The organism is Gardnerella sp. KA00243, assembly GCF_049244105.1.
GTDB lineage: Bacteria > Actinomycetota > Actinomycetes > Actinomycetales > Bifidobacteriaceae > Bifidobacterium > Bifidobacterium leopoldii.
Genome location: NZ_CP058375.1, coordinates 462,266 through 482,164, shown reverse-complemented (window position 1 = coordinate 482,164; position 19,899 = coordinate 462,266). Strand labels below are relative to the sequence as shown.

Genomic DNA, 19,899 nt, shown 5'->3' with positions numbered 1-19,899 from the left:
GCTTAGACTAATATCGACGCCATGACAGTCTGTTTTATCCCGTCGCCAAGTATTTCGCAATTTTCTCTTGGCTTTGTAAACATAAAGTTTTACGCTCTTAGTATTCTTGCCGGTATTTTGGTTGCAATGTGGATTACTACGCGTCGATGGAAGCGTCTTGGAGGAGATTTTAACCAGATACTTGATCTTGTTTTAGTCAGTCTTCCTGCTGGAATAATTGGCGCGCGTTTGTATCACGTTATTACAACTCCAGAAAAGTTTTTTGGCTCTAATGGTGATTTTTTAGAAATTTTTAGAATTTGGAATGGTGGTCTAGGAATTTGGGGTGGCATATTCTTAGGCGCATTGGCTGCTTGTGTGTTATGCAAGTATCGTAAATATCCTATTGGATTACTAGCTGATTGTGCAGCTCCTGCTGTGCTTATTGCTCAAGGTATAGGAAGATTGGGGAATTGGTTTAATCAAGAACTTTATGGAGCTCCTACTAACTTGCCATGGGGTTTGAAGTTAAATTATGATACCACTCAAGCAATAGGTCATAGCGAAAGATGTTATGATGGGTTAACGTGCCCAGAAGGCACATTATTCCATCCGACATTTTTATACGAGATGATTTGGAATTTCATCGGTGCTGCATTGCTTATTTATTTTGGCAAAGTTATAGCTAAGAAATTAAAAGCCGGTTCCGTATTCGCACTTTATGTTATGTGGTACACAATCGGACGAGTATGGATTGAGGCATTGCGAATTGATTTTTCACATGTCTTCTTAGGTGTTCGCATTAATGTTTGGGTTTCTATTATCGTATTTATTTGTGCAACTATTGTTTTTGCTTTGCTGCAAAAGAGTGCTAGTACTCGTGATTCTCTTGTTGAACGACTTATAGATATAACTTCAGATGAAAGAGAACGTGAGTCTCAGAATACTTCTAGTAAATAAGTTTCAAGTATTTGAAAAAACAATTTTAAAAATTTTGTTTTTATAAAACTAGTCGCTTGCATTTTCTAGAATAGTACACATGAATATACAAATAGCACCTAGCATTCTTTCCGCAGATTTTTGCAATCTTGAGCGTGACCTTGATGCAATATCTAATGCGGATCTTGTTCATGTCGATGTAATGGATCATCACTTTGTACCTAATTTGACTTTGGGTGAACCAATTGTTAAGCGAATTTGTGAGGTTACTAAACTTCCAGTTGACGTACATTTGATGATTGAGGATCCAGATCGTTGGGCTCCAGAATACGCTAAGCTTGGAGCTGCTTCTGTGAGTTTCCATATGGGTGCTACTCATGCTCCAGTGAGATTAGCTCGTCAGCTTCGCGATATGGGTTGTAAAGCTTGCTTTGCTGTGCGCCCTGCGGAACCAGTTGAACCTATTTTCGATATTCTTGATGAATTCGATATGGTTCTTATTATGACTGTTGAGCCTGGTTTCGGTGGACAGAAGTTCTTAGCTAATCAAATGAATAAGGTTCGCCGTTTACGTGACGAAATTACTCGTCGCGGATTGCAGACTCATATTCAGGTCGATGGAGGAGTTAGCCCTTCAACTGCAGCAATAGTTGCTGAAGCTGGTGCTGATGTGCTTGTTGCAGGTTCTGCAGTTTATGGAGCAGAAAGTCCTAAAGAGGCGATTGAAGCTATTCGTAATACTGCAAAAGCTGCTTGGCACGAATAAATATTAGATGTATGTTGGGGACATGAAATATGTCCCCAACATATTAAGTATTGCACAACAAGCGAGTTTTTTTGATGCGAATATATGCTGATTAATTGAGTGATTTCGTATGAGGAAGATATTATGACTAAGTTCGTTATTAATCAGGAATATAGTCCTGAAGCAATGAATCGAGTTTTGACAATACCTAATCTAATCAGTTTTTTGCGCATATGTTCAATTCCTTATATTGCTTGGCTTATTACACAGCATCAGATGACTTTTGCTCTTATTGTTTTAGCAATATCTGCGTTTTCTGATTGTCTTGATGGTTATATTGCTCGTACTTTGAATCAAGTTAGTAAGTTGGGTCAAATCCTTGATCCTATAGCTGATCGTCTATTGATTTTTTGCAGTACGTTAGCTTTAGCTGTTGCAATGATTATCCCTTGGTGGGCACTTTTATTAGTAGTATTGCGTGATGCTATTATGGCTGTACTTGTAATAGTACTTGCGCAAAGAGATTATGGTCCTTTGCCTGTTAACTTCGTAGGTAAAGCTGGCACGGCGCTTCTTATGCTTTCAATCGTTTCTTTAATGATTGTTTATGCTGTAGCTACTGAGTCTATGTTCCTGCTTTATGCTGCTGCACTTGCATGTGGAGTGTGGGGTATTGCTCTATATTGGTATGCTGGCTTGCTTTACTATATGCAAGCTTATTTGTTACTTGCTAAGTCAAGAAAAAACTAAATAAGGCGTGTACGCACATATGACTAAGCAAGATGAATTTGTTAGTTTAAAAGATAGTATCAAAGATTTAGATGTAAAACATACGTCTCATAAAAGCACTATGCCAATGTCTTTTGCTGCTCCTGATGGAATGTTGTTAACTAGGCGTAGAGCATTATTCTCGCACTCATTTACTGGTATTTCAACGCATCATGTTGTAATGTCTCCTAGTGGTTTTGCTCACAATCATGATCGTAGACGTTATATTGACGATTATGCTTTGCGTCTTATTGATGATTTAACTAATCGTCCGGTTGATCCAATGTTTATGGATGCAAGATTAAGTAAACAACCTGTTAAACCGTTTAATCTGTGGTTCACTAGAGCTATAGTATTTTTATTGTGTGTTTCTATCGGTACTGTTGGGAGCCAGTTTGTTCGTAAGTTACACACTGATCCTAGAAAAGCAATACGTTCTTCATTAGCTAATGAGTTGTCAGGTTATACGTCTCGTTTCGATAAGCTTGTAGAAGAAGTAACGTTATTGAGAAATAACGTAGATCATGAGTCGCAAAAAATTACTACGCCTGAAGAGGATGAAGTTAGTAAATCAGATGATATGGTTAATGGCACTCATGCTGTAGAAGGTTCTGGGATTACTGTAACTATTGCTAATCCTATTTCTGCTTCGAGCGATGTGAATAGCGGTTCTTTGCCTCGCGAGAGTAATGGCGCAAGAATGCGATTAGTTACAGATCGCGATATTCAACAATTTGTATCATTATTGTGGAAAGCAGGCGCTGAAGCTATTTCTGTTAATGGGCATAGACTTGGAGCACAAACTTCTATTCGTGTTGCTGGCCAAACTATTCTTATTGGAGTTAATCAAACTCAAAGTCCATATGTTATTGAAGTTATTGGCGATTCTGATGATTTAATTAAACAGTGTAATGATATGAAACGCATGAAATGGTACGCATCTTTAGCTAATGCAGGCATTAATCCACAGGTTTCACCTTCGAGAGTTATACGACTCAGCGCAGCAAACACAGGCGATATCAGTTTTGCCAACGAGAGAATTAGGAGATAAGCATGGCAGCGATTTTTGGATTAATTTTGGGAGTATTAATTGGAGTTGTCGTTCATCCAGATATTCCTATTGTCATTCAGCCTTATTTACCTATTATGGTCGTTGCAGCACTAGATGCGTTGCTTGGTGCCGCACGTGCATATTTTGAGAGAAACTTTTCGGATAAAGTTTTTGTTATTTCATTCTTCTCAAACGTTATAGCAGCTACGTTGCTTGTTTTACTTGGAAATCAGCTTGGTGTAGGTGCACAATTACAAACTGCAGTTATCGTTGTTTTAGGAATTCGTATTTTCTCTAACGTTTCTGCAATTCGTCGTTTCATCTTCAGGAGTTAGCATATGGTTTCAATGTTTTCTCATTCTCCACAAGGTGATGATATTCTTCATAAAATGCGTCGTCAAAAAGCGCATGATCGTGAAAGTGATGAAACTCAAACTGGATCTTTCCCAGCAGTTCATCGTAAAGTAAAATCTTCACTAAGTGGTCATGTGACGCGGGCGCGTATATTTACGGGCTTTTTAATGATGTTGCTCTGCGCTTTATTAGGTTTTGCGTACATGATTCAAGTTAATCGTAGTAACTCACTTTTGTATGAAACAATGAGTGAAGAGGAGTTGACGCGTCTTATTACAGAAACTCATTCTCAAATTCAGAGTTTGGAAAGCCGAAAAAGTGAATTAACAGGTCAGCTTAATTCGTTGCGTGAAGCAGTAGATAAACAAGATGAAGCTCGTCGCATTGCTCAGCAGAATGCTCAAGCAAATGGTCTTATTTCTGGACGTCTGCCGGCAGTAGGTAAAGGTATTGTAGTTCACATTACCGCAGGTGAAAAAGAGAATATTGATGCCGCTACGATGTTTCAGCTAATAGAGGAATTGCGAAATGCTGGCGTAGAAGTTATGTCTATTAACGGTGTGAGAATAGTTACTTCAAGCTATATTTCACAAACTAAGCATGGTCTTATATGTGACAATATTATGATTGATCCTCCTTATATTGTGAAAGCAATTGGTGACCCTCAGAATTTGCAAAATGCTGTTAATATTGCAGGCGGTGTTGGGTCGCGTTTAAAAATTAAATTTGGTTCTTCTGTAATGGTTTCAGTGCCTGATGAGGTAGAAATTACTTCGACACGCGAACCAAAACAGTACGAATATGCAAAACCAGTCGAGTAACAAGGTAGAATAGCAAGTATGACTGAACCGATTCCTACAGCTGGCGAAACCACTATTATTGGTATGCCAGCTATTCATATTCCAATGAATACAACTTCAGATCGTCCTATGCAGCAGGATGATTTTGATACTATAGCGAAACTACGTCCTGGTACTGCGTTGTTGATTTCAACTAGGGGAGCAGTGTCTGGTTCTCGCTATCTTCTCGATGAAGACTTAGTAACAGTTGGGCGCGATTCGCATGCTGATATTTTGTTAGATGATTCTACTGTTTCGCGTGCTCATGCAGTGTTTAAGCGCCATAATGGCGTGTTTAGCATTTCAGATTCTGGAAGTCTAAATGGTACGTATGTAAATCGTGAACGTGTTGATGAATCAGTGCTGCATAATGGCGATGAAATTATGATTGGCAAATTCAGACTGGTATTTTTCGCACATGACGCAGTCACAGTCCGATAATGTGATTAACGCAGTACAGGGGGAGCTTTTTAATTTTTCTCTGTCTGCTGATCACGCTTCAGGATACCGTGGTAGTGTCGCTATGAAGGTTGCCGGTATTACTTACCGGCAACTCGATTATTGGGCTCGTAAAAGCATTATAGAGCCTTCAATTCATGCATCTAGCGGTTCTGGTTCTCGTCGTTTGTATTCTTTTAAGGATATTGCGATTATGGCTGTAGCTAAAAGGCTGCTTGATGCTGGCGTTAATTTAGTTAATGTTACTACGGCTATTATTTTTCTTAATCGATACTCAGAAGAGCGTTTGAGAAATATGACTATTATTTGTGATGGTCAATCTGTTCAAGAGTGCGATGAGAATCAAGATAATATGCGTAGTATGCTTGCTTCTGGTTTAGCAGTATTTGCTATTGCTGTTGGCCGCATTGTTTCTAGAGTTGAAGAGGACTTATCTTCTGAAAATTCTGTTGATGCTACGCAAGTTGAAGAAAAAAGTAGTAAGTCTACTCGCAAATCTTATTCAAAACCTACTTCTCATACATCTTCAAACTCATGGAGTCTTGTTCAGGAAACGTGGGGATAATGGCATGTTTGTAGTTGTTATTATCGCTGTTATTTGCTGGTTTGCTTCAGTATCATTGTTTTTCTATAGTTTATTTGCTTGCGTGCGTTTTTTAGTAAAATTTCGAAAAAATGCTTATTTGAAGGCAAATAGTATTAGCAATAGTAATAAGAGAAATTCTATTGGTTTAATGCCTTGGAGTATTGTTATTACGCATTGTTGTGGGCTTCCTTGCGCAATGCTTGCGTACATGCTTTTACATATTGTTCGCGATTTTGGATTTGTTCGCGATGATTATTGGTTATTAATGAGATCAACGCTGATTACGTCATATGTGATTATTATCGCGCTTATTTTTGTCAATATTTTTGCAATGCTATTTTGTGCGTACCGAAGTTGCAAGTCTTAGATTATTTAGTAAGAAGTATCAATAGGGATATTATTTGATAGTAGTTGAGATTTTGTTGGTTGTGTTTGATTGTTTATCTCTAATTTGACATAACGTACATTATCGGATAAATATCAAGTAAATCTAGCCAAATAATAAGCTCAACCGACAGAAACTGTGCATGTATGTAAAGAAACTGTCGTTTTCCCGCCAAAAAACGACCGAAACTTTACGAGGGTGTAAAGAAAAAGCCGTTACGACAAAAATTCTGATTAGATTAAGCGAAATATTCGCAAATTGTAGTGCTTAATTCGCTTACGCTACCAATAATTCTGTAAGATCCGTGTGCTTCAAGCTCGCCAGGCTCAGCATAGCCCCAAGCGCATCCCAAGCAATCCAAGCCGCAATCTTTTGCTCCGTCGGCATCAGTCCAGCGGTCTCCAACCATCAAAGCTCTGTCGCCTTTTTCTGGATTGTAATCAATCTCATCAAAAACATAACGAATAACTTGAGTTTTGCTAATGCGCGACATATCTTTGCTAGCGCCATAAATTCCGTCAAGATACTTCGTTAAACCAAAATAATCGCAAATAGGCTTTACTTGATATTCTGGCTTGCAAGATGCGGTTGCTAAATAATATCCAGCTTCACGAAGTTTTGTGAGTTGCTCAAGTATTCCATCGTATACTTTGTTAAGTAGGCATCCTGGAATCTTTTTACCAGGATTATTTGGATCATCAAAAGTTGCTACTTCAGAATAATACTTGCGATACGTAGCAAGTCCCTTTGCTAGCAGCGATTCAGGCACATTATTGCGTTGAAGAGATTCTAAAATTGAAGGACCTATAAAACGATGCATTTCAGCATCGTCCGGAATAGGCTGTTTCAATTCTTTCAATGCAAGCTTTGCGCAAGTAATAATACCAGCATCTGACTTTGTTAATGTGCCATCAAGATCAAGCAGAATAATGCGACGACTAGTGCATCCTGAAGTCACCGAGAATTCACTCATAGTCAGGAATCCAGCCCTCATGATGCATTTTTAGACGTTTGTCTAGTAAAGTTTTTAATTCTTCTTCACTACGACGTTCAAGCAGCATATCCCAATGCGTTCTAGAAGGCTTGTTGAAATCATCATCTGGACGATCATCGTCGCCTTCGCGATGTGCAATCGTGCCGCAGCGGCATTCCCACTCTTCAGGAATTTCTGCGCCTTGAGCAAAAGGAAGAATCGTGCGATGTCCCTTTGGGCACACATACACAACATCATTTCGTGCCGCGAAATCTACATTATCGTCAGATTCTAATGATTTCGCACCAATGCTCATACCGCGTAAACTGCGTTCTGCCATAGTATCTCCTTGTGTAGTACTTTATAAAATTACCGAATTGCACGGACTATATATATAAAAACGATTTATATATACAAAATACATGCGTTTTATTTGTATATGCTCATACTTATACATCTGAGTATGCAACAACTCCACGGTTTAATAGTTTTGCAGCTTCATAAGCACACGAAGAAAGATTTTTATCTACGCCATCTATAGATTGTAAATATTCTCCTGCTGCGAAAAGTTGAGTAAGTAAATCAATAAGACGTTTAGCTTGACGCACGAAATCTCCTCCAGTGCTGTCGGTATTGCGCAAAATTTCAGCTAGATCAGCACCATTAGCCCAATCATACATAATATCTACAGCACCAAATTCAAGCGGTCTTAACGCTGGCAAATGAGCGTCTGCGCATAATGCGCTAGTACGCATAAATAATTCTTTCATTCGCAATACTGTATTAAATATCGCGCCATCCTTGCCGCCTGGATATCGTCTAGGTTCTCCCCTGCAGGTCCTCTAGATTCATAAACTAATGCAGACAAGCACGATAATAATTCAAGCGGTGAAAGATTATTAAAAATTCCTTCGCAAATAGCTTCAGCAAATACAATGTCTAGTTCGTTATACAACCTTCTTAACAATTGACCGCGCTCAGTAAGGTGCAAAATTTGGTTTTGTGAAGAATCTTCAGATTGTAAATAATCCAAACTGTACAATACGTCACAAATATGGTCAAAAGTTCTAGCAACAGAACCAGTACGAGATTCGTAGCGTTCACGTACTTGATCAAGTTCCTTATGTTCTCTAATCCAATGGTAGCCCCAACGCAAATGTTGTTGAATATCTGCACAACCTGCACACGGATGCGTTCGCTCAGCTTCTCTAAGATTTGCAATAACATCATCCAGCGCTTTAAACGCTGCTGTGCGTTCTGCATCTGTGTGGAATAAAGTATGTTTCAGTTTACGGCGTTGATCGTGTTGAGCTTCTTTAAGCTTCATACGTAATTGTAAGAATTCAGCAAAATCCCCATGTTCGCAGTGGAATGCTTCTTCATAGCCTTTAAGAGCTGTTTCAAGTTCGTTCATGCGATTATGTAAACGTTCAGCAGAAGCATTAGCTTCCCATTGAGCAAAAGAACGATCTAGTGTTGTTCGAGCAGTATCTGCATCGCTTGAGTTCAGCAAATTAACTGCCATATTAAACGTAGGAACGAAGCTGGAATGTAGTGGGTATACGCGTTTACTAGAAAGCGCTGCAGCCTGTTGAGGAACAAAATCAGCATGATCTACAAGAATTGCGTAACCAATATCGTCAATTCCACGTCTTCCAGCACGACCTGTAAGTTGCGTAAATTCTCCAGGTGTAAGAGGTACATGCCCAGTACCGTCAAATTTTACTAGCTTTTCTACAACAACGCTTCGAGCTGGCATATTTAAGCCTAAAGCAAGTGTTTCTGTTGCAAAAACAACTTTAATAAGTCCGCGTTCAAATAGCGTTTCAACAATGTGACGGAATAACGCAATCATACCGGCATGATGTGCTGCAAATCCTTGTTCGAGAGCAAAACGAAAACGCTCAAAGCTTAAAGCGTGTAAATCTTCTTTAGAAAGTTGATTTGCAACCATACTGTCGACAATTTTACGTATTTCGTACATTTCTTCATCAGATGTAAGTATTAATCCTGCGTTTAAACATTGTTGAACAGCTTGATCGCATCCGGAACGAGAGAATATAAAATAAATTCCTGGCAGCATTCCTAGGTAATCTAATTCGTCAATAACAGCCCAGCGGCGAGGAGTATGTCGTTTCGCGCATTTATCTAACTGTGCAACTCCCCCGTTAATACTGTGCTTCTTACCTTTTCTGTAACGGTATTTGCTATCGCTGTAAGATTCTTTACGGCGACGAGCGCGGTATTCAAATTCATTAAGTTTCCTAGTCAATGCAGGGTTAACGCGCTTAGTTACGTTCCCATTATTGTCATGGTCGTATAAATCGAGTAACTCAGGCTCAGTTACAGAATCCTCTTGAATAACAACATGTCTTTCTAAAGGCACAGGTCTGTGTTCGTCGACAACCAAATGAGTTTCTCCACGCACTGATTCTAGCCATGCAGAAAAATCTTCAACATTTGAAACAGTTGCAGACAACCCAATAATTTTCACTGATTTCGGAAGGTGAATAATAACTTCTTCCCACACAGCTCCGCGGAATTTATCTGCAAGATAATGAATTTCGTCAAGAACGACAAAACCTAAAGATTGCAACGTAATCGAATGCTCGTAAAGCATATTTCTTAAAACTTCAGTAGTCATTACAACAATGTCTGCTTCAGGATTTACAGAAGTATCTCCAGTTAATAACCCTACTCTGTCTGAGCCGTACAGTTCGCAGAAATCGTGATATTTTTGATTACTTAAAGCTTTAATAGGCGTTGTGTAAAAAGCTTTTACATTGCGATTTTGCGCAAGAAATACAGCAAAATCCGCAACAACAGTTTTACCAGCTCCAGTAGGAGCAGCAACTAAAACATTATTGCCATTTTCTAGTGCATCAATAGCATCAAGTTGAAAATCATCAAGTTCAAAAGACAAAGAACGCTCAAATTTAGATGCCATTGAACGCTCGTGCTTCATTGTATTTTTAAAAGCTGCGAAACGTTGTGAAGGAGATAATACTACATCATTCTCATTGCAGTCAGTTGGATTGCTTGATTTATTTTTGCAGTCTTTTTTATGTGATAAATGAGACATAAAAAGTATTAGTCGCTTTCTTATATGCTATAGCTGAATGTCTTCTTCGCGAAGAGATTTTTTATCCCAATGCTGCCATATTTTACGGTGATTTTCGCGAATTTTTTGATGACGCTCAATAACTCTTGCGTGCGTTCGCTCATATCGATTCGTTGCATCTTTAATAGGAAGTGTAAATAATGGATCTCGAGGATTTTCATTATCTTCTTTATTTGGTTCATGCAAACGTTCAAATCTAGAAGAAACGTCTTCGGAAATGCCAAAGCAGACCCTAGCTATTTTTATTGCGCTTAAAACGACAATAACAACTCCTAGCGCTACCATGATCAGCATAAAAACTGTTATGAGTAGCCAAATCCACCAAGGCATTGTTATTCCTCTGTATTCGCATTATCAGCGTGATTAACGCTTAATTCACGTTGAGCGCGAGCAATAATCATACTACGCAATGTTTCAGGAGCAACAGCTGTAATATGACGTGCGTGAGCAATGCAAAAAGCAACGAACCATGAATCAGAAGAAACAGTAAGATGGACTTTTACTCCGCTGCCACAAGTTTCCATAGTGGCTCCAGAAAGATTCTTCAAAAAGTTCAATTCTGTTTCGTCGGTAATGAAGCAAGTCTCAGTTCCGTTATCAAAGCTCCACTTGCGAAGTTCGCTAACTGGCACATCTGGAATTTCAACTTGAGACACAGGCTCTACAACTTCTGCACGTTCAATACGTGCTACGCGAAGAACTTGCCAAATGCGAGGCAATCCATTCGCTTTATTAATTGTCGTATCTTTAGCAACAAATTCACGTTTATCTTCTGGTGTTTGCTGCTCTACATCAGTCCACACTGCAACATAGTAAACGCCTTCATCAACGTAAATCTTCGACGGTGCAACAATCTTGCGACGAATACGTCCTGCCCCGTCAGTGTATTCCATATCTAGCAAAGATCCAGAGTTAATAGCACTGCGAACAATAGAACAATTTCGAGGCTCAATTTCGTAACCTGTTAAACTCAGCCATGGAGTTTGACCAGGAAGAACATGACGGCGAAGACGTTTATACAAGGATTCAGCTTGTGTGCGCTGCTCAATAGGCAAAAGCAAGGAATGTGCCAAATAATTAGCAGACGCAGTAAGCATGCTCAAATATTGCTGCGAAATTCCAGCAAGTCTTTCCAATCCTAGAGAATTAGTAGCAGAAACAATTCCCTCGTTCTCAAGAAGAGTCCAATCTATATCAAAGAATTGGCTTCCGGCCATTTCCCCATCGTCAGAAACAGTAGTAAGAGTATTTATATCCTTGTGAAGAATTGTAACAAATCGACGGAGTTCATCATCGCTTTTTGGTCTACCAATAAAACGCTCAGCAAGCTCGTCTAATGGGAATTCCTCTCCAAGATGAGCAGACAAGAAAAGCATCAATCGAAGCCTACGATCTACTTCACTTCCAGTTTGGAATGAAGAGCCTTTTTTGGTATGCGATTTATCAGTGTCGCTATTTTGTTCTTCAATATTTTGCGCTTCTTGTATAGCATCTTCTTCATCTTTTTGCTCATTTTCGTCACATTGAGCAAAATTAACTGCTGCGTGCAAACGGCGATGGAAAGCATCAACTGCTTCTTGAGGGCTTACTACGCTAGATCCAGGATGTTCTAGCACAAACATCGCTAAGTCGTCAGCATCAGTATAAGCAACGTTTAAATGTTCACCATCGACATCCACAGTTGCGGCAAATCTGCGAGAATCAATAACTTTTACCAATGAATCAGGTAGCATTTGTGTTCCAAGACCAGGTGCGATTGAATCCAAGCCTAAGCCAGGAATAGGAGTTTGTGGAACTCTAGGAGCAGTGCGAGAAGTGCGCTGTTGCTCGTGTTGACCTGAATCAAGAGAAGAAATAGACATTGAACGAGCAAGATAATTTGCTGCAGCTAAAACTGGTAATTCAGATTGGTCGAAACGTAAACGTACGCGAGGTTCATCGCCTAATTGCAAACGATAAGACGCAAAGTCTTGACCTTCGGACTTTGAAGAATATTCTGGCTGCCTAGATTCGATTGCAATACCCATAGCAGCAAGCTTTGCGCGATCTCGCTGGAATTGTTTTGCGAATGCTGCTTTAGCTGCTTGATCTGCAAGCTCACCGTACGAATCTGCATATGCCTTTACGCGCTGTGCAATTTGACGCGAAGTCAGCCATTGCGGGAATGCGGAAGACAATACAGCGAGTACATCTAACTCGTGTTTGCCCCATTTGTCGGAAAAACGTCGCCTTCCGTTGCTTCCTTCTACCATTAGTCCTCACGTATCATGTTTGTATCAATTTACTTATGCGCCTTGCATACAAGCGACTACGAAATGCAGCAAAACTTGTGTTGCAATACTGCGCACACCTTTTCTATTTTAATGGTGTTTTGCGGTACGTGTGGACATTTTTTAAAAAACTTCTAATAATTATGTATTTTTTATTCACACGAACATCAACAACGTTGAAAATACGCCATTTTTTCGCGACACGCCATATAACTTTTTATAGATAATTTTATTTACTATCAATAAAAATCGCATATTTGCAAGAAATCTGCTTTAAACCCAAGAGTCTGGTTCAATTCCTTGCGGTCCCACGAATTCTCCGTTCGGCACATAACTTGGTTCTCCTGTATCTTCTAAAACAGCGTCAGCAAACATTGAAACTTGATTTCCAAATGTCCAATCCCCTCTAATAGTTACTGATTTTGCAGCAGCTAAAGCTGGAACAGAATATGGGAATCTTTCGTTGAAATCATTGATGTTTTTGTAATAACGTGGATCCAAATCAATATCAGGAAATATATAGTTACCATCTTCCATTTCATATGAATCAGTAAGATGGAATCTATCTGATCGCATAATAAATAAGTCATTGGTTGTTTTAACAGGCAAGAAACGCATGCGATCAACTTCTACGCAAATTGCGTCATCAAAAAGTGAAGCTATTGCGCCCATTGCTGTTTCTAATTGCACTACTGGTGTGCTGCTTTCGTCAGTTGGGTCAACAGTTTTGTGATTAAAAATAACAGGCAAAGGCAAAATTCCTTTGTGCTCTTTTAACTTTTTTTCTAGAGCATCTACACGAACCCAAATATTATTTGTGTTGAAGTATGGATGTTTTTTAATGCTTTGTGCGCTTCTACGATCCTCAGGATGAACCTGTGTCATTTCTCGTAGTATTAGTCTTCCTGTTTGCGCGTCCCTAACAATGTGACCGCCCTTACGATCTGCTTGCGTTCGCTTCGCAACCTCAATCATGATAGGTGCGCCAGTATTTTCAAAATGTTGAGCAAGAGTGCGCGACGGTCTAGCACCTAAATTGTCAGAATTTGAAATAAACAAATACTCAATTCCATTTTCTTTAAGAGTATGCAATAAATCAGATTCCCACAGAGTTGAAAAAATATCGCCGTGACCTGGAGGGCACCATTCAAGAGATCGATCTTCCTTGTGAGAAACCGGTTCTCCAGTTTCCTCTACTAATTTTGGTTCTTGATGTTGAATAATTTCTACAGGAATATTGTCTTGCACAAACTTGCGATTGCGTTTTAGTACTTGCAAAGTATCATGAGACGTGCGGAAAGAATTCATGAAAATAAGCGGAAGATTAACTCCTAATCGTTGACGAGCTGTAAGAACTTGTCCAATAATAATATCAATAAAGCGCATTTGGCGAGCTTTATGCCTACGAACTGGTAGTAAAGATTTTGCGCAAGACAAGCCCATAGATGTTCCCAAACCGCCATTTAATTTAATAAAAGCAGTTTTTGCGAATGCGTTAACAGCTTTGTCGTGATCAATAGTTTCGTAAATTTCGTGGAAAGTTGGAACGCTTTTAATAGGCTCAACCGTGCTCTCGCGAATAAACTCCGCAGGCTTATCCCCTGATTTATCTAAATTCCAAGCATTATATAAGTGTTTAAATTGTTCAATAGCAATTTCGCTCATGCCTTGTTCGCGCATCTTTGCAGCGGACAACTCAAACGCGTCATCCATGTAAAAGCCTCCTCGTATGCATGTGACCTTAATAGTTTAGCGATTTGTGCGTCGCTGCGCAAATATTGCTTTTAACGGTTATTTTGAAATACTATTATGATTCTACCAAAGTTAGAAATTGCAAGATAGAAAATAATAAGCGCAGCCAATAATAAATACTGACTGCGCTTATGAGAAATTTGCTACTAAACACCACTAAATATGAAATTTAGTTATTTTCTGCATTGTTGTCATCATTTTCTTCCGGTTCATCTCCAGTTTTTAGATGATGCTCGTCATAGCCTTGCAAGTAACGAGTGTGACGCCAATGGTGAATAGAAGCGTTTGTACCGCGATGATGTACGTGATACTTACGTGGAGTACCACCATAAGGAAGCTCTTTAACTTCGCTAGCAACTGCTATTTGGTTCACATTAGAAGGATCCATAATAGCAATTGGAGCAACAGGCTCTGGTTCTGTTGGAGCGGCAGTTCGATTCTTCAAGTGCGATGGCAACCATTGTGCAAACCAAGACAATGCCAAGCAAATAAGGAAATATATTACTGCTGCAACGCTTAATGTTTGCAAAATATTAAAGTACATTGATCCGAGTCGACGCGATTCCTGAAGCAAATCAGTGTACATAATAATTGAACCAAGTGCAGTATCCTTCAAAACAACTACAAGCTGAGTTACTGCTGCAGGCATCATAGCAATAATTGCTTGAGGCATTTCAATTTGTGTCAATGATTGGTATTCGCTCAATCCTAATGCAAGCGAAGCTTCTCTTTGACCGTTTGGCAAGTTGCCAACACCAGATCTAACAAGTTCTGCAACAACAGAACCGTTATACATAATCAGTGCCAAAACAACAGCCCAGTATGATGATTCTTTCATACCAGAAAGTGCGAATGCTCTCCACAAGAAAATCATAAGCATCAATACTGGTACTGCACGGCAAAATTCTACTACTATTGCGGAAATACTACGAATAATAAAATTAGGTAGTAAACGGCAAAGTCCGAAGAATAAGCCAAATACAATAGAACCAACTACTGCAAGTAACGATGCCTTTAGTGTCATCCATAATCCAGGAAGATAAAAATCAACCCAGGCTTCAGATTCGAGTGCAGGATTCCAAAGTGTCCAAGAAAGTTGGTTTTCTCCCTCTGGAGGATTGCTCAAACGAACGAGAATAGCAATAATGCAAATAACAAAAATGCAACCGGCAATAATATTAGCTATGCGAATTTTCTTAAGAGCTTTTGGACCTGGAGCATCAAATAATAATGATTGTTCACGTTGTTTAGCCATTGTTATCACCTTCTCACAGCAAGTTTATTTGACAAATAAGTAGTCAAAATGCCGATAGGAATGATGAGCATAATGTATCCGCAAGCGAAAATTAAGAAGATTGGAACAATCAAATCTGCATGTTTCTCAATCATTTCGCTCATCATTGTTGAAGTCTCTGTGGCAACTGATGCTGCAGCAGCAACTGTAGAATTCTTAAGCAAAGCAATAAAAGTATTACCTAATGGTGCTACTGAACCGCAGAAAGTTTGTGGAAGAATTACTTGTGTTGCAGATTGGAAGAAATTTAATCCAAGAGCGCGGCAAGCTTCTGCTTGGCCAACAGGCACTGTATTAAGACCAGATCTCAAAGATTCGCAAACAAATGCTGCAGTATAAAGCGACAATCCAGCAATTGCCAGCCAGAAGAAATTCACTTCAAAAATTGAGGAGAATCCTATCTTAAGCTGAGCGTAAACGCCTAAAACCATAAAAACCATAATGATGGTAAGTGGCATGTTTTTAAACAATTCAACATAAACTGTAGCAATCATGCGTAATGATGAAACAGGGCAAATGCGCATAGTAACAAGAATTACGCCAATAATTGATGAAAAAAGTACACTCCATAAAGTTATTTCAATATTAACCAAGAATGCTCCTGGAATATTGTAGGAGGTAAATAGCTGCATAAAATCTTGCATATTACTTCTCTCCTTCTTGAGGAATTGGCGGATTATACTTTGCGTTTGGCTTAAAGCCAGTGCCTCGTAAATTGTCGTCTAGAGCTCTTTTCCATGATCCGTTACGAATCATGTCTTTTAAGGCTGTGTTAATTTTCTTAGCTAAGCCTGTATTTCCTTTTTTAATGCCAATTCCGTAATATTCTGCGGTAAATGGCTTGTTTACAAGCTTTAAACGACCTCGAGAAGCGGTTGCTAAACCAGCAAGAATAATGTCGTCGGTAGTTACAGCATCTACAATTCCTGAGAATAATGCAGTTGCACATTCTGCATAACCAGGCTGTTGCATAAGCTGTACCTTTGAAGAGTAACGCTCCTTAATAGCAATTGCAGATGTTGAGCCTGAAACTGAGCATAAACGCTTTCCGTCCAAATCATTTGGACCGCTTACTTTATGCTCATCTTTTCGAACTAGTAAATCCTGGCCAGCAATAAAATATGGTCCTGCAAATGTCACCATTTTTTTACGAGCATCCGTAATAGAGTATGAGGCTACAATCATATCAACATCGCCATTTTGGAGCATCGTTTCGCGTTGTTTAGATGGTGATTCTTTCCACACAATCTGATCTTCGGAATAGCCAAGCTTTTTAGCAACATACTTTGCAACATCAACGTCGAATCCAACGTAAGTTCCTGATTTTTTGAAGCCGATGCCTGGCTGATCGAATTTAATACCGATGCGTATGACTTTTTTACCATCGCTACGATCGCACGCTGTAAGTGGCATAACGCAACATATGGTACAAAGCATCGCTAGTATCGCACGAAAAATGCGATTTTGTAATATTTTCATATCTTTTCCCTTCATAAGAACTGTTTTAAAGTTTCAGAATTTTACTGAAAGATAAAACAAAAAGCAGATTAATGCGTAAGAATCTTGGAAAGGAAATCTTTTGCACGATCAGTTTTTGGATGTTCAAAGAATTCTTCAGGAGTGCCTTGTTCAAGAATTTGACCATCTGCCATAAATACAATTCTGTCAGCTGCCTTGCGTGCAAATCCCATTTCGTGGGTAACACAAATCATAGTCATGCCTTCTTTTGCAAGTTCAACCATGACATCAAGAACTTCATTAACCATTTCCGGATCTAGTGCAGATGTAGGTTCATCAAAAAGCATAACTTTTGGCTGCATAGCAAGAGCTCGAGCAATTGCAACACGCTGCTGCTGACCGCCGGAAAGTTGTGAAGGCATTTTATTTGCTTGATTATCAACTCCGACTCGAGTAAGCAATTCCATAGCAAGAGATTCAGCACTTTGCTGATCCATATGCCGCACTTTCATTGGAGCAAGAATAACATTTTCCAAAATAGTCTTGTTAGCGAAAAGATTAAAGGACTGGAATACCATACCAACTTCTGCTCGCAAAGCTGCAAGTTCTTTTCCTTCTTGAGGAAGTGGCTCACCGTCAATACGTATGTCACCTGAATCAATAGTTTCGAGACGGTTAATTGTGCGACACATTGTCGATTTACCAGAACCAGATGGACCGATAATAACTAGTACTTCGCCTTTGTTAACAGTCAGATTGATGTCTTTAAGCACATGAAGTTTTCCGTAATGCTTTTCGACATGACTTAGTTCTACGAGGGGATTTGCCGCTTTTTGCACTGAAATAGTGCGATTAGTCATATCCTCGGCGTTTGGATTTGACTTTGATACTTGCTTATCCATAACAAGAAGTTTAGCTAACCTGTGTTACGGCTATTTATCACTATCGTTACGTTTTGTAACTCTTACGTTACAAAAAAGCCGTTAATTGTAATCATAAAATCAACAATCAACGGCTTATCAATAACACTTTTTACAAGTATTTCTATTTACTCGTTTTCTTCTGGATCGTAATCAACGCCAGTTTCAGCACGCTGCTCGTCAGAAATCGGAGCAGGAGCGCCGGTTAGAGGATCCCTACCGCCGCCAGCCTTAGGGAATGCAATTACGTCGCGGATTGAGCTTGCGCCTGCCAAAATTGCAGCAGTACGATCCCAACCCAAAGCAATACCAGCGTGAGGTGGAGCACCATACTTGAAAGCTTCAAGCAAGAAGCCGAACTTTTCGTCAGCTTCAGCCTTATCGATTCCAAGAACATTAAGCACACGATCTTGAATATCGTCGCGGTGAATACGAACGGATCCGCCGCCCATTTCGTTACCGTTGCACACGATATCGTAAGAATCGCTCATAGCGTGCTCTGGATCTTTATCAAACTTATCGATCCAATCAGCAGATGGCATTGTGAATGGATGGTGCATAGAAGTCCACTTTGAGTGACCAACAGCAACGTCGTCATCATCTGGATCATCAGTGCGCTTGAACAGTGGGAAGTCAACAACCCAAGTGAAAGCAAACTCATCTGGGTGAAGCAATCCTGCGCGGCTAGCAAGCTCTACACGAACAGCACCGAGCAAAAGCTGCGAAGACTCGCGGGAGCCTGCTGCGAAGAACACTGCATCGCCATCTTCTGCTCCAACAGCTTCCTTAAGACCTGCGCGCTCTTCTTCACTAAGATTCTTAGCAACAGGACCCTTTAACTCGCCATCTTCACCAAACACAACGTAAGCCAATCCCTTAGCTCCACGCTGCTTAGCCCAATCCTGCCAAGCGTCAAACTGACGGCGAGGAGTTGCAGCACCGCCCTTAAAGAGCACAGCGCCAACGTATGAAGCTTGGAACACGCGGAATGGAGTGTTCTTAAAGTAGTCAGTCAACTCAATAAGTGGGTTTCCAAAACGCAAATCAGGCTTATCGGAACCATACTTATCCATTGCTTCCTGCCAAGTAATACGAGGCAAAGGAAGAGCAATCTCGTGACCAGCTTCCTTCCAAATAGCAGCAATAACGCGCTCTGCCATAGCCATAACATCTTCCTGGCTTGCAAAGCTCATTTCCATATCAAGCTGAGTGAACTCAGGCTGACGATCCGCACGGAAGTCTTCGTCGCGATAGCAACGAGCAAGCTGATAGTAGCGCTCGACGCCAGAAACCATGAGCAACTGCTTTAGAAGCTGAGGAGACTGTGGAAGTGCGTACCAAGAGCCTGGAACCAATCGTGCTGGAACAACGAAGTCGCGAGCACCTTCAGGAGTTGACTTAATGAAAGTTGGTGTTTCAACTTCAGTAAAGTTCATGTCTTCCAAAGCATGGCGGGCAGCCTTAGCCATATCAGAGCGAAGCTTCAAATTGCGCTGCATAGATGGGCGACGCAAATCAAGGTAACGATACTTCAAACGAACATCTTCGCTTGGAAGCTTGTTCTCGGACTCGTTTTCCAAAGCTGTTGAAACCTGGAATGGCAAAGCGTCTGACTTTGCGAGAATAGTAACAGTTTCTGCAACAATCTCAATTTTACCGGTTGCTAAATGATCGTTTTCGTTGCCATCTGGACGCAAGCGAACTTCGCCGGTCACTTGCACAACGAATTCACTACGCAATGGTCGTGCAGTTTCTTCATCGTAAATAACAACTTGCACTAAGCCTGTGTTATCACGGACATCAACAAAGGCAACTCCACCATGATCGCGGCGACGATCAACCCAACCAGCGATGGTTACTTTTTGCCCGACTAATTCTTCAGTCACTTCAACGGCATGATGTGTGCGATACGCCGTCTGGCTCATAAGTCCACTTCCTCTACAATCTAATTGATATATTCATTTGTTTCTATTGACATGATTTTGCGCACAATATTCAAGCAAATT

The 19,899-nt window shown here is 40.1% G+C and carries 18 protein-coding genes and 1 pseudogene; 8 read left to right on the top strand and 11 right to left on the bottom strand.

Going from position 1 to position 19,899, the window contains the following annotated elements; all coding sequences use genetic code 11:
* Positions 1-21: 21 nt before the first annotated feature.
* From lgt to HXT50_RS01865, 8 genes are all read left to right on the top strand, one after another.
* Complete coding sequence (gene lgt, locus HXT50_RS01900) at positions 22-939, top strand: prolipoprotein diacylglyceryl transferase (RefSeq protein WP_004106607.1); 918 nt, start codon at positions 22-24, stop codon at positions 937-939.
* A 79-nt stretch (positions 940-1,018) separates the two neighbouring features.
* Entirely contained in the window at positions 1,019-1,684 is a 666-nt protein-coding gene (gene rpe / locus HXT50_RS01895; protein WP_004574269.1) for a ribulose-phosphate 3-epimerase, read from the top strand.
* Between the two features lie 123 nt (positions 1,685-1,807).
* Positions 1,808-2,413: a CDP-alcohol phosphatidyltransferase family protein gene (locus HXT50_RS01890; RefSeq protein WP_004574267.1), complete on the top strand. Its 606-nt coding sequence runs from the start codon at positions 1,808-1,810 to the stop codon at positions 2,411-2,413.
* A 19-nt stretch (positions 2,414-2,432) separates the two neighbouring features.
* A complete protein-coding gene (locus tag HXT50_RS01885; RefSeq protein WP_004106613.1) occupies positions 2,433-3,482 on the top strand; it encodes a DUF881 domain-containing protein in 1,050 nt (349 codons plus the stop codon).
* A gap of 2 nt (positions 3,483-3,484) precedes the next feature.
* Positions 3,485-3,817: a small basic family protein gene (locus tag HXT50_RS01880; RefSeq protein ID WP_004106615.1), complete on the top strand. Its 333-nt coding sequence runs from the start codon at positions 3,485-3,487 to the stop codon at positions 3,815-3,817.
* A gap of 3 nt (positions 3,818-3,820) precedes the next feature.
* Positions 3,821-4,657, top strand: coding sequence for a DUF881 domain-containing protein (locus tag HXT50_RS01875; protein ID WP_004574263.1), 837 nt, complete (start codon positions 3,821-3,823; stop codon positions 4,655-4,657).
* A gap of 18 nt (positions 4,658-4,675) precedes the next feature.
* Positions 4,676-5,116, top strand: a complete 441-nt coding sequence (locus tag HXT50_RS01870; protein WP_004106618.1) for an FHA domain-containing protein — start codon at positions 4,676-4,678, stop codon at positions 5,114-5,116.
* Positions 5,094-5,699 (top strand): MerR family transcriptional regulator, encoded by a 606-nt coding sequence (locus HXT50_RS01865; protein WP_004106620.1) that lies wholly within the window; start codon positions 5,094-5,096, stop codon positions 5,697-5,699. Before HXT50_RS01870 ends, HXT50_RS01865 begins: the two co-directional genes overlap by 23 nt.
* 644 nt (positions 5,700-6,343) lie before the next feature.
* Here HXT50_RS01865 and HXT50_RS01860 read toward each other — a convergent pair.
* The 11 genes and pseudogenes from HXT50_RS01860 to aspS form a co-directional block, all read right to left on the bottom strand.
* A complete protein-coding gene (locus HXT50_RS01860; RefSeq protein WP_421776960.1) occupies positions 6,344-7,078 on the bottom strand; it encodes an HAD hydrolase-like protein in 735 nt (244 codons plus the stop codon).
* The gene (locus tag HXT50_RS01855; protein ID WP_004106625.1) at positions 7,071-7,418 is read right to left on the bottom strand and encodes an RNA polymerase-binding protein RbpA; all 348 of its coding nucleotides are present in this window, start codon (positions 7,416-7,418) and stop codon (positions 7,071-7,073) included. Before HXT50_RS01855 ends, HXT50_RS01860 begins: the two co-directional genes overlap by 8 nt.
* 109 nt (positions 7,419-7,527) lie before the next feature.
* A pseudogene (locus HXT50_RS01850) lies at positions 7,528-10,160 on the bottom strand (DEAD/DEAH box helicase).
* Between the two features lie 27 nt (positions 10,161-10,187).
* Positions 10,188-10,529: a hypothetical protein gene (locus HXT50_RS01845; RefSeq protein WP_004574254.1), complete on the bottom strand. Its 342-nt coding sequence runs from the start codon at positions 10,527-10,529 to the stop codon at positions 10,188-10,190.
* Between the two features lie 2 nt (positions 10,530-10,531).
* Positions 10,532-12,451: a helix-turn-helix transcriptional regulator gene (locus tag HXT50_RS01840; protein WP_119526605.1), complete on the bottom strand. Its 1,920-nt coding sequence runs from the start codon at positions 12,449-12,451 to the stop codon at positions 10,532-10,534.
* Between the two features lie 291 nt (positions 12,452-12,742).
* Positions 12,743-14,182 (bottom strand): UTP--glucose-1-phosphate uridylyltransferase, encoded by a 1,440-nt coding sequence (locus tag HXT50_RS01835; protein ID WP_004106635.1) that lies wholly within the window; start codon positions 14,180-14,182, stop codon positions 12,743-12,745.
* Positions 14,183-14,390: 208 nt separating this feature from the next.
* Positions 14,391-15,476 carry an amino acid ABC transporter permease gene (locus tag HXT50_RS01830; RefSeq protein ID WP_004106637.1) on the bottom strand — a complete coding sequence of 362 codons (1,086 nt, stop codon included), beginning with the start codon at positions 15,474-15,476 and terminating at the stop codon, positions 14,391-14,393.
* 5 nt (positions 15,477-15,481) lie between these two features.
* The gene (locus HXT50_RS01825) at positions 15,482-16,159 is read right to left on the bottom strand and encodes an ABC transporter permease subunit (RefSeq protein WP_004574250.1); all 678 of its coding nucleotides are present in this window, start codon (positions 16,157-16,159) and stop codon (positions 15,482-15,484) included.
* Between the two features lies 1 nt (position 16,160).
* Positions 16,161-16,994: a glutamate ABC transporter substrate-binding protein gene (locus HXT50_RS01820; RefSeq protein WP_064340390.1), complete on the bottom strand. Its 834-nt coding sequence runs from the start codon at positions 16,992-16,994 to the stop codon at positions 16,161-16,163.
* Positions 16,995-17,062: 68 nt separating this feature from the next.
* Positions 17,063-17,875: an amino acid ABC transporter ATP-binding protein gene (locus HXT50_RS01815; protein ID WP_004106646.1), complete on the bottom strand. Its 813-nt coding sequence runs from the start codon at positions 17,873-17,875 to the stop codon at positions 17,063-17,065.
* Positions 17,876-18,021: 146 nt separating this feature from the next.
* Positions 18,022-19,818: an aspartate--tRNA ligase gene (gene aspS, locus HXT50_RS01810; RefSeq protein ID WP_032842491.1), complete on the bottom strand. Its 1,797-nt coding sequence runs from the start codon at positions 19,816-19,818 to the stop codon at positions 18,022-18,024.
* Between the last annotated feature and the right edge of the window lie 81 nt (positions 19,819-19,899).

Coding starts and splice junctions, on each gene's coding strand:
- HXT50_RS01885 (WP_004106613.1), top strand. CDS start 2,433: ATGACTAAGCAAGATGAATTTGTTAGTTTAAAAGATAGTATCAAAGAT.
- HXT50_RS01865 (WP_004106620.1), top strand. CDS start 5,094: ATGACGCAGTCACAGTCCGATAATGTGATTAACGCAGTACAGGGGGAG.
- HXT50_RS01855 (WP_004106625.1), bottom strand. CDS start 7,418: ATGGCAGAACGCAGTTTACGCGGTATGAGCATTGGTGCGAAATCATTA.
- rpe (WP_004574269.1), top strand. CDS start 1,019: ATGAATATACAAATAGCACCTAGCATTCTTTCCGCAGATTTTTGCAAT.
- HXT50_RS01840 (WP_119526605.1), bottom strand. CDS start 12,451: ATGGTAGAAGGAAGCAACGGAAGGCGACGTTTTTCCGACAAATGGGGC.
- HXT50_RS01845 (WP_004574254.1), bottom strand. CDS start 10,529: ATGCCTTGGTGGATTTGGCTACTCATAACAGTTTTTATGCTGATCATG.
- lgt (WP_004106607.1), top strand. CDS start 22: ATGACAGTCTGTTTTATCCCGTCGCCAAGTATTTCGCAATTTTCTCTT.
- aspS (WP_032842491.1), bottom strand. CDS start 19,818: ATGAGCCAGACGGCGTATCGCACACATCATGCCGTTGAAGTGACTGAA.
- HXT50_RS01815 (WP_004106646.1), bottom strand. CDS start 17,875: ATGGATAAGCAAGTATCAAAGTCAAATCCAAACGCCGAGGATATGACT.
- HXT50_RS01870 (WP_004106618.1), top strand. CDS start 4,676: ATGACTGAACCGATTCCTACAGCTGGCGAAACCACTATTATTGGTATG.
- HXT50_RS01820 (WP_064340390.1), bottom strand. CDS start 16,994: ATGAAAATATTACAAAATCGCATTTTTCGTGCGATACTAGCGATGCTT.
- HXT50_RS01875 (WP_004574263.1), top strand. CDS start 3,821: ATGGTTTCAATGTTTTCTCATTCTCCACAAGGTGATGATATTCTTCAT.
- HXT50_RS01830 (WP_004106637.1), bottom strand. CDS start 15,476: ATGGCTAAACAACGTGAACAATCATTATTATTTGATGCTCCAGGTCCA.
- HXT50_RS01890 (WP_004574267.1), top strand. CDS start 1,808: ATGACTAAGTTCGTTATTAATCAGGAATATAGTCCTGAAGCAATGAAT.
- HXT50_RS01860 (WP_421776960.1), bottom strand. CDS start 7,078: ATGAGTGAATTCTCGGTGACTTCAGGATGCACTAGTCGTCGCATTATT.
- HXT50_RS01825 (WP_004574250.1), bottom strand. CDS start 16,159: ATGCAAGATTTTATGCAGCTATTTACCTCCTACAATATTCCAGGAGCA.
- HXT50_RS01835 (WP_004106635.1), bottom strand. CDS start 14,182: ATGGATGACGCGTTTGAGTTGTCCGCTGCAAAGATGCGCGAACAAGGC.
- HXT50_RS01880 (WP_004106615.1), top strand. CDS start 3,485: ATGGCAGCGATTTTTGGATTAATTTTGGGAGTATTAATTGGAGTTGTC.